The following is an 11,937-nucleotide window of genomic DNA, read 5'->3' on the forward strand; positions in this document are numbered from 1 at the left end:
TCCCGGGCGCGTCGGATCGCCCCTCCCCCGGCTCAGCATTCCCAGAGCATCGGCTCAGCGGATCCACCGCGGGCGATCGTAGAGTGCGAGCCGGCATTCCACTCGGAGCGCCCTGCCCGAAGGAATCTCCGTGACACGACACCGTTCGGTGCGCCCGATCGCTCAGCACAGCTCTGCACGGCGGCCCCGCACCTGGGCACGAGCACTCCGCGCGCTCGGCATCGCGCTCGCCGTCGTCCTGGTGAGCGGCGTGGCCGTGGTCGGATATGTGGTCAGCGACCTCACCGCGGCGGTGGCCCACAACAGCGTGCAGCTCGAAGGCGGCCCCACGACGGCGCCCGACATCGGTGCGTACAAGAACGGCTTCAACCTGCTCGTCGTCGGCATCGATGCCTGCGAAGCGAAGTACGCCGATCTGTTCCCCGGGCGCTGCGACGGCCCCGACGCCTCGAGCGTGAACAACGACGTGACCGTGCTCATGCACGTCTCGAACAACCCGCGCCGGATCACGGTCGTGAGCTTCCCGCGCGACATGATCGTGCCCGTGCCCTCGTGCACCGCGACGGACGGCACGAGCGTCTCCGCGCAGAGCGCGGCGCAGATCAACACCACCTACGACGAAGGCGGACTCTCCTGCGTCGCCAAGACGGTGTCGGCGCTGTCCGGACAGCAGGTCGACTTCGCCGCCGCGGTCAACTTCGGCACCGTGATCGACATCACGAACGCGATCGGCGGGGTCCAGGTCTGCCTCGCCACGCCGATCGACGATACTTACACCGGCCTGAACCTGAGTGCGGGCGAGCACACGATCCAGGGCCTGCAGGCGCTGCAGTTCCTGCGCACCAGGCACGGCCTCGTGAGCGGAAGCGACCTCGCGCGCATCGGCAACCAGCAGCAGTATCTGGCCAGCCTCGCCCGTCAGCTGACGAGCGGCAAGGTGCTCTCGAACGTGCCGGAGGTGCTCAGGATCGCCACGATCGCGTTGACGAACCTCGAAGCCAGCACGACGCTCAAGAACCCCGCGACGATCCTTCAGCTCGCCCTCGCCGTCAAGGATGTGCAGCCCTCGGACATCACGTTCATCCAGTATCCGAACGTGACCGACCCGGACAACCCCAACCGCGTCGTGCCGGACGATGCCTCAGCCCAGACCCTCTGGGCGGCCGTCGCCGCGAACCAGCCGGTGCTGATCACGCACCAGAACACCGTGAACGACGGCGTCACGGTCGAACCCACGACGCCGACGACCGCCCCGACGCCCGCGCCCACCGGCGCCTCGGCGACCTCGACCCCGACGCCCGCAGCCAGCGCGGTCCCGCTCTCCGCCAACGTCCGCGGCAGCACGTCCGCGCAGCAGACCTGCACGAACGGCGACACCAGCGGCTGATCCGGCCGTCCGCGGGTAGTCTCGAATGCTGTGCCGCGCCGAACAGGCGCCCGCGAGGAGGAGAGGATCATGTCCGGTCACGAACCGCGCACCCCGTATGTCCCCAACGAGACACCGCACCCGTGGCACCGCTACGTGGCGATCGGCGACTCCTTCACCGAGGGCATCGGGGATCCCGAGCCGAGCGCGCCGGGAGGCCACCGCGGCTGGGCCGACCGCGTGGCGGAGGTGCTCGGCGCCCAGAGCGAGGACTTCGCCTATGCCAACCTCGCGGTGCGGGGCAAGCTCATCGGGCAGATCAGCGATGAGCAGGTCGCCCCGGCGATCGCGCTGAACCCCGACCTGATCACCCTGTGCGCCGGCGGCAACGACGTGATCCGCCCCGGCACGGATCCGGACGAGATCGCCGTGCTGCTCGACGACATGGTCACGCGCCTGTCGCGCACCGGTGCCGCGATCGTGCTGATCACCGGCATCGACACGAACTTCACCCCGGTGTTCCGACCGTTCCGCGGCAAGGTTGCGATCTACAACGAGAACGTGCGCGCGGTCGCCGAGCGGCACGACTGCATCGTGGCGGACCAGTGGGGCCTGAAGACCATCCAGGATCCGCGGTTCTTCGCCGACGACCGGCTGCACATGAACCCGCTCGGCCACCACGAGGTCGCCCGCATGGTGCTGCGTGCCCTGAACGTGCCGAACGATCTCCAGGAGATGGCCGCCGACCCGTTCCCCGTGCGCACCTGGCGCGAGGCCCGCAACGAGGACCTGGTCTGGGCGCGCACGCACCTGGTGCCGTGGGTGCTGCGCCGCCTGCGTCACCAGTCCTCCGGCGACACGATCGAGGCCAAGCGTCCCGAGCCGATGCCCGTGGTGCTGCCGCACGAGGAGTGAGCGACCGCTCCGGGGCGGTCACTCGTTCCGGAACGGCCTTCAGGTACGGATCGCCGGCGGATGCCGCAGCGCCCAGAGTGCGACGGCGGCGGTGGAGGCGACGTTGAGCGAATCCACGCCCCCGGCCATCGGGATCGTCACCACGGCGTCGGCCGCCGCCAGCGCCTGCCCGGTCAGGCCTGGCCCTTCGGATCCGAACGCGAGTGCGATCCGTTCCGGGCGACGCGCGGCATAGGACTCGAGCGTCTCGGCGTCGTCGCGGAGCGCGAGCGCCGCCAGAAGGATCCCCTCGGCGCGGAGGACCGGCGTCAGCTCGTCCCAGCTGTCGAAGCGCGTCCACGGCACCTGGAAGACGGTGCCGGTGCTGACCTTGACGCTGCGCCGGTACAGCGGATCCGCGCAGCGGGCCGAGACGAGGACCGCGTCGGCGCCGAGAGCCGCGGCCGCGCGGAAGGCGGATCCGACGTTCTGGTGCTCGACGAGGTCCTCCAGCACGAGGATCGTGCGGGCGCCGCGCACCACATCGTCCAGCGCCGGGAGCGCGGGTCGGTGCATGGCCGCCAGCGCGCCGCGATGGACCGGGAACCCCGCGGCCGCCTCGACCACCGCATCGGCGCAGACGTACACGTCGACCTCGATGTCCCCGAACAGCGCGCGGAGGCCGTCCAGCCAGCGCTCCTGCGTCAGCACGGAACGCGGGCGGTGTCCTGCACCGACGGCCCGCTCGATGACTTTGAGCGACTCGGCGATGTACAGCCCGCCCTCGACATCGCTCCGCACGCGCAATGCGGTGTCGGTCAGCCCCCGGTAGTCGTCGAGCCGGGGATCAGCGGGGTCGTCGATGCGGAGCTCATGCACGGAACCACTCTGGCAGGTCGCCCGCCCGGCGACCGTGCAGGATCCCGCCCGTAGACTCGGGCGAGGAGGTCGGATGAACAGCAGCAGCCCGTCGTTGCACGCCCAGCTCGAACCCGTCGCAGAGCTTCTCGCCGATCGCCGCATCGCCTTCCTGACCGGCGCCGGACTCTCCACGGACTCGGGCATCCCCGCGTATCGCGGAGCCGGTTCGACCCCGCGGCGCACGCCGATGACCGTGCAGACCTTCCTCGGCTCGGAGGACGCGCAGCGGCGGTACTGGCTGGGCGGACACCTCGGCTGGCGCTCGTTCGGCACCGCCGTCGCGAACCCCGGGCATCGCGCCATCGCCGGACTGGAACGGGCCGGCCGCGCGGTCGGCGCGATCACGCAGAACGTCGACGGTCTGCACCTCGCTGCGGGATCCGCCCGCGTGGTCGAGCTGCACGGCACCATGCGGACCGTGCTGTGCCTGCACTGCGGCCAGAGCTTCTCCCGCGACGCCGTGGCCGCCCAGATCGAGGAGCGCAACGTCTGGCTCGACGTTCCGGACGACGTGCTGCTCGGCCCGGACGGCGACGTACGCCCGGAGACCACGGAGGGCTTCGTCCTGCCGGTCTGCACGGTGTGCGCGGGCCCCCTGAAGCCCGACGTCGTCTTCTTCGGCGAGTACATCCCCACCGAGCGCTTCGCGACGGCCGAGGCCCTGCTGCGCTCCGGCGACGCGCTGATCGTCGCAGGGTCGTCCCTGGTCGTGAACTCCGGCATCCGGATCATCGAGCGCGCTCGCCGCCGTAGTCTCCCCATCGTCATCATCAACCTCGAACCCACGCGCGCCGACGCCTGGGCCTCCGCGACGATCGCCGCCTCCACCAGCCTCGTCCTCCCCGCCCTTCTGGAGCTGCTCACGTGACTCTCATCACCCTCATCCGCCACGGTCAGACCGATTGGAACCTGGCGGGCCGCATCCAGGGATCCACCGACATCCCCCTCAACGACACCGGACGTGCGCAGGCGCGCCATGCCGCCGTGCAGCTCGCGGCCGTCGCCTTCGACCACGTCTATGCGAGCCCGCTCGGCCGCGCCCGGGAGACCGCGGAGATCATCGCCCGTGAACGGGGACTGTCCGCGCCGCTCGTCACCGTCGGGATGCGCGAGCACGAGTTCGGCGAGGCCGAAGGCCTGCTCTGGGACGAGTACCGGGAGCGGTTCGGAGCCAGAACCGACGATGTCCCCGGAGCCGAGACCGTGCAGCAGCTGACCGACCGCGCCCTCGCTTCGCTCACACGGATCGACCTCGCGGCACGGCGCCGCTCCGCGCCTCGCGTGGAGTCGGTGCTGGTATGCACCCACGGCGGCGTCATCCGTGCACTGCTCGAGCACGCCTCGGGGGGCACGCTCCCCGCGCCGGGAGAACGGCTCGGGAACGCGTCGGTGCACCGCTTCGCGATGGACGGCGGAGGCCTGCGCCTGCTCGACGCGGCCTCCGTCTGAGGCCCGCACCGCCGGGGCGGCGCTCGGGTCCGGAACACCCCCGGGCGTAGGATCGAAGACGCCGCCGATCCCGAGGAGAGCCGTGAATCCCGCCCCTGCACCGACGTGGCGGATGTGGCTGATCTGGATCGTGGGCGTGTCCGCCTACGTGCTGTCGATCACGAACCGGACCTCGCTGTCCGCGGTCGGCGTGGACGCCGCGCACCTCTTCCAGGCCGATGCGTCGACGCTGTCGCTCTTCGCCGTGCTGCAGCTCGCCGTGTACGGACTCATGCAGATCCCCGTCGGTCTGCTGCTGGACCGCTACGGATCCCGCCCGATCATGGTCGCGGGCATGCTCCTCATGGCGGTCGGCCAGCTCGTGATGGCCTTCGCGCCGAACGTGGGCGTCGCGATCGTCGCCCGTATGATCCTCGGAGCCGGCGATGCGGCGATCTTCCCCGGCGTCCTGCGGCTCGTGGCGATCTGGTTCCCGGCGCAGCGCGGGCCGCTGATGGCGCAGCTGACCGGCATCGTCGGCCAGCTCGGGCAGCTGGTCGCGATCCTCCCGCTCCCCCTCCTGCTGCACTCGACGTCGTGGTCCGTCACGTTCGGGAGCCTCGCCGGGCTCGGCGTCCTGTTCACGGTGCTCGTCTTCGCCTTGATCCGCAACCGCCCGCCCGAGCTCGCCGAGGACGTCTCGGTGAACACGGACACCGGAGTGATCCGGGTCGTCACCTCCCGGGCGGATCTGCGCGTCACCCTGCGCGAGGCGCTCGCCCATCCCGGAACGCGCCTCGGCTTCTGGACGCACTTCACGACCCCCTTCGCCGGCACCGCCTTCATGATGCTCTGGGGCATCCCCTTCCTCACGAACGGAGAGGGGCTCTCGATCGGCACCGCGTCCCTGGTGACCACCGTCTATGTGCTGTTCGGGATCCTGTTCGGTCCCGTGCTGGGAACCCTCTCCGCCCGTCATCCGACCAGTCGCTCGCTCATGCTCGTCCTGCCCACGATCGCCCTGCAGGTGGTCGTCTGGCTCGCCGTGATCCTCTGGCCCGGTCAGGCGCCGCTCTGGCTGCTCATCCTGTTGGCGATCGCGCTCGCCACCGGCGGCCCGGCCTCGATGGTCGCGTTCGATCACGCGCGCACGCACAACCCGCAGCACCGGCTCAGCACGGCGACGGGTGTGGTCAACGGCGGCGGATTCCTGGCCGCGCTCATCGCGATCTTCCTGATCGGCCTCGCGCTCGACCTGCAGGGCGCCGGCACACCGGCCACCTACACGCTCGACGCGTTCCGCTGGGCGTTCGTCACGCAGGTTCCGCTGTGGGCGCTCGGCACGGTCTTCATCATCCGCGAACGGCGCCTGACCCGCCGGGTGCTGGGCCTGGAGCGTCGCCCCAGGAACGACTGATCGCGCCGTCCGCAGACGGCGCGATCAGCACGTCTCAGCCCAGCAGCATCGCGCGGCCGGGTTCCTGCAGCACGTCGGCCACCGCCTTCAGGAACTGCGCCCCCTCTGCGCCGTCCACGATCCTGTGGTCGAACGAGAGGCTGAGAGTCATGATGTCGCGCAGCGCGATCTCGCCTTTGTACTCCCAGGGCAGGCGCCGCACGGCGCCGAGCGCGAGGATCCCGGTCTGCCCCGGAGGCAGGATCGGAGTGCCCGCGTCGATGCCGAACACGCCGATGTTCGTGAGCGAGAACGTGCCGCCGGCGAGGTCCGCGGGCGGGGTCTTGCCGCTCCGGGCCGTGCGCGTGAGCTCGGCCACAGCGGCGGCGAGCTCACCGAGCGGCATCCGCTCGGCGTCGCGGATGATCGGCACGATCAGCCCCCGATCCGTGGCCGCCGCGATGCCGAGATCGACGAAGTGCTGCTGCACGATCTCGCCCGCGTCGCCGTCCCAGCGGGCGTTGATGCCGGGGAACGCGGCGAGGGCCAGGCACACCGCCTTCGCGACGACGGTGAGCACGCCGATGCGCGGGGCATCGGGCTTGGCACTCGCGCGCAGAGAGGCGATGAGCTCGCTCGTCGCGGTCACGTCGACCGTGTGGAAGGTGGTCACGTGCGGTGCGGTGAACGCGCTCCGCACCATCGCCTCCGCCGTGTGCTTGCGCACCCCGCGGACCGGGATCCGGGTGGTCGCCCGATCCCCCGCGGCCGGGCGCCTGGGCACCGTGACCGCGGCGGGTTCCGGGATCGTCTCGGCGACCGGGCTCTCGCCGCGGTGCACGAGCCGCTCGCGGTAGGCGTCGACGTCGGCGCGGGTGATCACCCGGTCTCCGAGCTCGGCTGCGACGAGCACGAGGTCCACGCCCAGGCCCTTGGCGTAGGCGCGGACGGGCGGCGTGGAACGAGGGCGCTCCCCGCGCACGGGCGGTGCCGGCACCACCGCGATGTCGTCATGGGGCGCCGCGACGCGCACGTCGACGTCCGCAGCGACGGTGGTCGTCGTGGCGACGGAACCCGCGCCCGCGCGGCGTGCACGACGCTGCGGCCGGCCGTTCGACGGCGCGGCGCCGTAGCCCACGAGGTTCGGACCGGAGCCCTCCTCGACCTCTGCGGCCGCGGCGGGCGCTTCCGGCTCCGGCGCGCCCTGTCCCTCGATCTCGAAGCCCACGAGCGGCGCCCCCACGAGGACCACGTCTCCGGCGGCGGCGTGCAGCGAGGTGATCAGGCCCGCGTGCGGCGAGGGCAGCTCGACGATCGCCTTGGCGGTCTCCACCTCGGCGAGCGTCTGATTCAGGGTGACCGTGTCGCCTTCGGCGACCAGCCACTGCACGATCTCCGCCTCGGTGAGACCCTCACCGAGATCCGGAAGGAGGAATTCCTGCTTCATCGGTCGACCCCCTCCAGCAGCTGCTCGTCGTCGCAGACGCGGTCGACCGCGTCGAGGATCCGGTCCAGGTCCGGCAGGTGGAACTTCTCCAGCTTCGCCGGCGGATACGGGATGTCGTGGCCCGTGACGCGCAAGGGCGCCGCCTCGAGCCAGGTGAAGCACTTCTCGGTGATGCTCGCGATGACCTCGGCCGCGACACCGGCCTCGCGGGCCGCCTCGTGCGCGACGACCACCCGCCCGGTCCGGCGCACCGACGCGCAGACGGTGCCGTAGTCGATCGGCGAGAGCGAGCGCAGATCGATCACCTCGAGCGACCTGCCCTCCGCTTCAGCCGCCTCGGCGGCCTCGAGCGCGGTGCGCACCATGGCGCCGTAGGTCACGATCGTGGCGTCCGTGCCCTCGCGCACCACACGGGCGAGGCCCATCGGCGCCGCGTCCGCGAGCGGGGTCTCCAGATCCACCTCGCCCTTGGCGTGGTACAGCCGCTTGGGCTCGAAGAAGATCACGGGGTCGTCGCTCGCGATGGCCTGGCGCAGGCACGTGTACGCGTCCTGCGGGTTGGAGACCGCGATCACACGGAGTCCCGCGGTGTGCACGAAGTACGCCTCCGGCGACTCGGAGTGGTGCTCGGCCGCGCCGATGCCGCCGCCCCAGGGGATGCGGATCGTGATCGGCATGGGGACGGTGCCCTGGGTGCGATAGTGCAGCTTCGCGACCTGCGAGACGATCTGGTCGAACGCGGGGTACACGAATCCGTCGAACTGGATCTCGACCACCGGCCGGTATCCGCGCATCGCGAGGCCGACGGCCGTGCCGACGATTCCCGACTCCGCGAGCGGGGTGTCGATGACCCGCTCCGCGCCGAACTCGTCCAGGAGCCCGTCGGTGATGCGGAACACGCCGCCGAGCTTGCCGATGTCCTCGCCGAGCAGGACGACCTTCGGATCGTCCGCCAGGGACTGCTTGAGGGCCGCGCCGAGCGCCTTGCCCATTGTCATCTGGACCATGTCACGCCTCCGCGAGGGTAGCGAGGTAGCGGGCGTAGTCGGCGCGCTCCTCGTCGATGCCGGTGTGCGGTTCGGCGTACACGCCGTCGAACACCGCGAGCGGGCCGCGCGTGGTGAGACTGAGGCACGCGGCCCGCATCTGCATGGCCGCCTCGTCGGCCTCCGCCGCGAAGCCGGCGGCGATCTCGTCGGTGAGCGCACCCTCGGCGCGCAGCAGGGCCTCGACCCGCGCCAGCGGATCCTTGCCGCGCCAGTACTCGAGCTCCGCAGGGTCCCGGTAGCGCGTGGGGTCGTCGGCGGTCGTGTGCGGGCCCATGCGGTAGGTGACGAGTTCGAGGAATGCCGGAGAACCGCCACGGGCCTGCTCGAGGGCCCAGCGCGTCGCTGCGAACACCGCGAGCACGTCGTTGCCGTCCACGCGCATGCTGGGGATCCCGAAGCCGGGGGCGCGCCCCGCGATCGGATGCTGCGACTGCACGGCCACGGGCTCGGAGATCGCCCAGTGGTTGTTCTGGCAGATGAAGACGACCGGGGCGCGGTACGAGGAGGCGAAGATCATGGCCTCGTTCACATCGCCCTGGCTCGTGGCGCCGTCGCCGAAGTAGGTGACCGCGACCTGGTCGGAGCCGTCGTGAAGGATGCCGAGCGCGTAGCCGACCGCGTGCAGCGTCTGTGCGCCGATGATGATCTGCAGCGGAGCCATGTGCATCACGGCGGGGTCGTACGCGGCCCCCTCTTCGCCGCGCCACATGCGGACGTAGTCGCCGGGCTGCGCGCCGCGCGCCAGCATCACGCCGGTCTCGCGGTAGCTCGGGAAGACGACGTCATCACTGTTGAGCGCGCGGCCGGAGCCGATCTGCGCGGCCTCCTGCCCCTGACACGGGGCCCACAGGCCGAGCTGGCCCTGGCGCTGCAACGCCACTCCCTCGCTGTCGAGGCGCCGCAGGACGATCATGTCGCGCAGCAGCGAGAGCAGCTGATCGGACGTGACGTCGGCGACGTAGGGGGTGAGACGCGTGTCGTTGCGGCGCCGACCCTGGGCGTCGATGAGGCCGGCGGGCTCGTCGAGCCCGATGCCGGTCACAGTGATCGGATCAAGGTGGGTTGACATCTTCGTCCTCCTCAGTCGATCCGCCCTCGTGGGGAGGATCCGGTGCGTCTTCGCTTGCCTTGAGCGTACGACCGCTTCACACGTCGCTCAAGCATTCGGCAGCAGCCTGAGCATGTTGCCAACTAATGCCCTCTGACAGACTGCTAGCCTTTGGCAACATGGCAACCCTTGATCGCACCGATCTCGACATCCTCGAGATGCTCTCGGCCGACCCGCGCACGACGGTGGTCGCGATGGCCGAGAAGCTCCGGCTCTCCCGCAACACGATCCAGGCTCGCCTGGCCCGGCTGGATCAGACCGGGGTGTTCCTGCCCTATGAGCGCGCCTTCTCCCCCGCGGTGCTCGGCTACCCGCTGCAGGCCTTCGTGAGCATCGGCGTCCGTCAGACCGAACTGCCCCGGATCATCGCCGAGCTGGCGCGGGTGCCGGAGGTGGTGCAGGCGCACGGCCTGAGCGGCTCGATCGATCTGCTCGCGCTCGTCGCCTGCCGCGACGCGCGCCACCTCTTCGACACCGACGCCCGTATTCTCTCGATCGACGGCGTCGAGAGGACGGAGACGTCGCTCGCGATGGGCGAGGTCATCCCCTTCAGGGTCGGCGGTCTTATGGGGCTGGCACGGCGAGAGGCCGGAGGAACCGCCTGATCGCTCCCGCCGCTTCGGCCGGGGTCTCGTAGTGGATCAGGTGGCCGACGTGCGCGATCTCGATGAGCTCGGCGTCGGGGAACAGCGGCGCAAGCGCCCGCTCCGCCTCGATCGGGGTGATGTCGTCGCGCTGTGCGGCCACCAGCAGGGTCGGAACCGTGATGTGCGGGGCGAACTCCCGGACGTCGTGCGAGACGCTCGTGCGGAACGCCTGGCTGAGTACGTCGCGATCGGAGAACCGGGAGAAGTAGGTGTCGTGCTGATCGTGCACGAACCGGCGCAGTTCGGGATCCCGCGTCTTCGCCATCGCGATGCTCATCCCGCGCACGATGACCCTGTTCCGCAGGAGCTCCGTGCCGAGGGCTTCGGGAAGCCACGCGCCGAGAGCGTAGTAGAGCATCGCGAGACGGGTCAGCACGGCCTTGGGGCCCTCCAGCGCCGGCGCCCCGATCGGGTTGACCAAGATCAGCCGCGGCGTCTCCAGCCCGCCGGCGACGGCAGCCGAGGCCACGATCGAGCCGAACGAATGGCCCAGGATCACCGCCCCCGGGGCGACAGCCGCGGAGAACTCCGTGAGCCACTGCGCGTAGGCCTCGATGTCGTGCACGCGACCGGGAAGAGGCGGCGTCTCGCCGAACCCCGGGAGGTCGGGCATGATCACGCGCACTCCTGGCAGGTGCGCGACCACGGGCTCCAGCCCGTGGTGCTCGCCTCGGAAGCCGTGCACGGCGAGCACGGTGAGCTCCGCATCGTCGGCGCCGTAGACCCAGTACGCCGTGCGCCCGCCGAGGATCTCGGCCTCCTGACGTCGCACCGGGATGCGATCCAGGCGTGCGGCATAGGGAGAGGGCGCGGGCATGCTTCGAGTCTACGGGCGCGGACGATGCCGCCTGAGCGCTCCGCCGCGCGCCGGAACCGGGATGTCGGGCCCTCGCCCTACGGTGGCGTCATGACCGATTCGACGCCGTTGCCGCCCTGGCTGATCCGCGTCGGAGTCTTCGACCTCGAGACCACGGGGATCGACGTCACGCGGGACCGCGTCGTCACCGCGCACGTCGGCGTGCTGGACCACCACGGCGCCGAGATCGCGGCGCGCACCTGGCTGGCCGATCCTGGAGTCCCCATCCCCGCCGGCGCCACCGCGATCCACGGCATCACCTCCGAACGCGCGCACCGAGACGGCACCCCTGCCGCCCAGGTCATCGCGGGCGTCGTGGCCGCCCTCAGATCCCTTCTCGACCAGGGCGTGCCCGTCGTGGCGTACAACGCCGCGTTCGACTTCTCCCTCCTCGCGCACGAGGCGCGACGACACAGGATCGCACCTCTGGAGAACCCCTCTCCGGTGATCGATCCGCTGATCATCGACAAGACCTACGACCGGTACCGCCCCGGCAAGAGGACGCTGGAGATCGTGGCCGCGCACTACGGGGTCGATCTGACCGGCGCGCACGACGCCTCGGCCGACGCCGTCGCCGCGGGCCGGGTCGCTCAGGCCCTGGCCCAGCGCTTCCCGCTGCCCCCGAGCGCCGGAGAGCTGCACACCCGCCAGATCGGCTGGGCTCGGGCGCAGGCCGCGAGCCTGACCGACTATTTCGTGCGGATCGGCCGGATCGAGCCGACCGAGCGCGTGGACGGCCGCTGGCCGGTCCGCGACGGCGATCCCGCCCGGCAGAACGCCCCTCTCGGATCCTTCTGACGACGGATCCGGATACGGACCGGACGG

Annotated in this window: 12 protein-coding genes; 7 read left to right on the forward strand and 5 right to left on the reverse strand. The window is 70.9% G+C overall.

Annotated elements, in window-relative coordinates; genetic code table 11:
* The first annotated feature begins 130 nt into the window (after positions 1-130).
* On the forward strand, positions 131-1,387 hold the full coding sequence (locus CQ044_RS06965; RefSeq protein ID WP_258133191.1) for an LCP family protein: 1,257 nt from the start codon (positions 131-133) through the stop codon (positions 1,385-1,387).
* A gap of 69 nt (positions 1,388-1,456) precedes the next feature.
* A complete protein-coding gene (locus tag CQ044_RS06970) occupies positions 1,457-2,281 on the forward strand; it encodes an SGNH/GDSL hydrolase family protein (RefSeq protein WP_105687790.1) in 825 nt (274 codons plus the stop codon).
* Positions 2,282-2,320: 39 nt separating this feature from the next.
* On the opposite strand, the gene CQ044_RS06975 is transcribed toward CQ044_RS06970, so the two are convergent.
* On the reverse strand, positions 2,321-3,139 hold the full coding sequence (locus CQ044_RS06975) for an RNA methyltransferase (RefSeq protein ID WP_105687791.1): 819 nt from the start codon (positions 3,137-3,139) through the stop codon (positions 2,321-2,323).
* A gap of 73 nt (positions 3,140-3,212) precedes the next feature.
* Between CQ044_RS06975 and CQ044_RS06980 the strand changes: the two genes are divergently transcribed.
* The 3 genes from CQ044_RS06980 (at position 3,213) to CQ044_RS06990 (ending at position 6,026) form a co-directional block, all read left to right on the forward strand.
* Positions 3,213-4,049 carry a Sir2 family NAD-dependent protein deacetylase gene (locus CQ044_RS06980; RefSeq protein ID WP_105687792.1) on the forward strand — a complete coding sequence of 279 codons (837 nt, stop codon included), beginning with the start codon at positions 3,213-3,215 and terminating at the stop codon, positions 4,047-4,049.
* Complete coding sequence (locus CQ044_RS06985; RefSeq protein WP_105687793.1) at positions 4,046-4,630, forward strand: histidine phosphatase family protein; 585 nt, start codon at positions 4,046-4,048, stop codon at positions 4,628-4,630. Before CQ044_RS06980 ends, CQ044_RS06985 begins: the two co-directional genes overlap by 4 nt.
* A 112-nt stretch (positions 4,631-4,742) precedes the next feature.
* Positions 4,743-6,026, forward strand: a complete 1,284-nt coding sequence (locus CQ044_RS06990; protein ID WP_105687794.1) for a nitrate/nitrite transporter — start codon at positions 4,743-4,745, stop codon at positions 6,024-6,026.
* Between the two features lie 34 nt (positions 6,027-6,060).
* Here the strand turns inward: CQ044_RS06990 and CQ044_RS06995 are convergent, their stop codons facing one another.
* The 3 genes from CQ044_RS06995 to CQ044_RS07005 are packed head-to-tail and all read right to left on the reverse strand — an operon-like array spanning position 6,061 to position 9,570.
* The gene (locus CQ044_RS06995; protein ID WP_105687795.1) at positions 6,061-7,452 is read right to left on the reverse strand and encodes a dihydrolipoamide acetyltransferase family protein; all 1,392 of its coding nucleotides are present in this window, start codon (positions 7,450-7,452) and stop codon (positions 6,061-6,063) included.
* Positions 7,449-8,459: an alpha-ketoacid dehydrogenase subunit beta gene (locus CQ044_RS07000; protein WP_105687796.1), complete on the reverse strand. Its 1,011-nt coding sequence runs from the start codon at positions 8,457-8,459 to the stop codon at positions 7,449-7,451. Before CQ044_RS07000 ends, CQ044_RS06995 begins: the two co-directional genes overlap by 4 nt.
* A 1-nt stretch (position 8,460) precedes the next feature.
* Positions 8,461-9,570 (reverse strand): thiamine pyrophosphate-dependent dehydrogenase E1 component subunit alpha, encoded by a 1,110-nt coding sequence (locus CQ044_RS07005; RefSeq protein WP_105687797.1) that lies wholly within the window; start codon positions 9,568-9,570, stop codon positions 8,461-8,463.
* 158 nt (positions 9,571-9,728) lie between these two features.
* Between CQ044_RS07005 and CQ044_RS07010 the strand changes: the two genes are divergently transcribed.
* Entirely contained in the window at positions 9,729-10,214 is a 486-nt protein-coding gene (locus tag CQ044_RS07010) for an Lrp/AsnC family transcriptional regulator (protein ID WP_045273148.1), read from the forward strand.
* Here the strand turns inward: CQ044_RS07010 and CQ044_RS07015 are convergent.
* A complete protein-coding gene (locus CQ044_RS07015) occupies positions 10,174-11,073 on the reverse strand; it encodes an alpha/beta fold hydrolase (RefSeq protein ID WP_105687798.1) in 900 nt (299 codons plus the stop codon). The genes CQ044_RS07010 and CQ044_RS07015 overlap by 41 nt on opposite strands.
* 90 nt (positions 11,074-11,163) lie before the next feature.
* Here CQ044_RS07015 and CQ044_RS07020 point away from each other — a divergent pair, with 90 nt between their 5' ends.
* The gene (locus tag CQ044_RS07020) at positions 11,164-11,910 is read left to right on the forward strand and encodes a 3'-5' exonuclease (RefSeq protein ID WP_105687799.1); all 747 of its coding nucleotides are present in this window, start codon (positions 11,164-11,166) and stop codon (positions 11,908-11,910) included.
* Positions 11,911-11,937: the final 27 nt, after the last annotated feature.

It is taken from the genome of Microbacterium sp. MYb64 (assembly GCF_002979495.1).
GTDB lineage: Bacteria > Actinomycetota > Actinomycetes > Actinomycetales > Microbacteriaceae > Microbacterium > Microbacterium azadirachtae_A.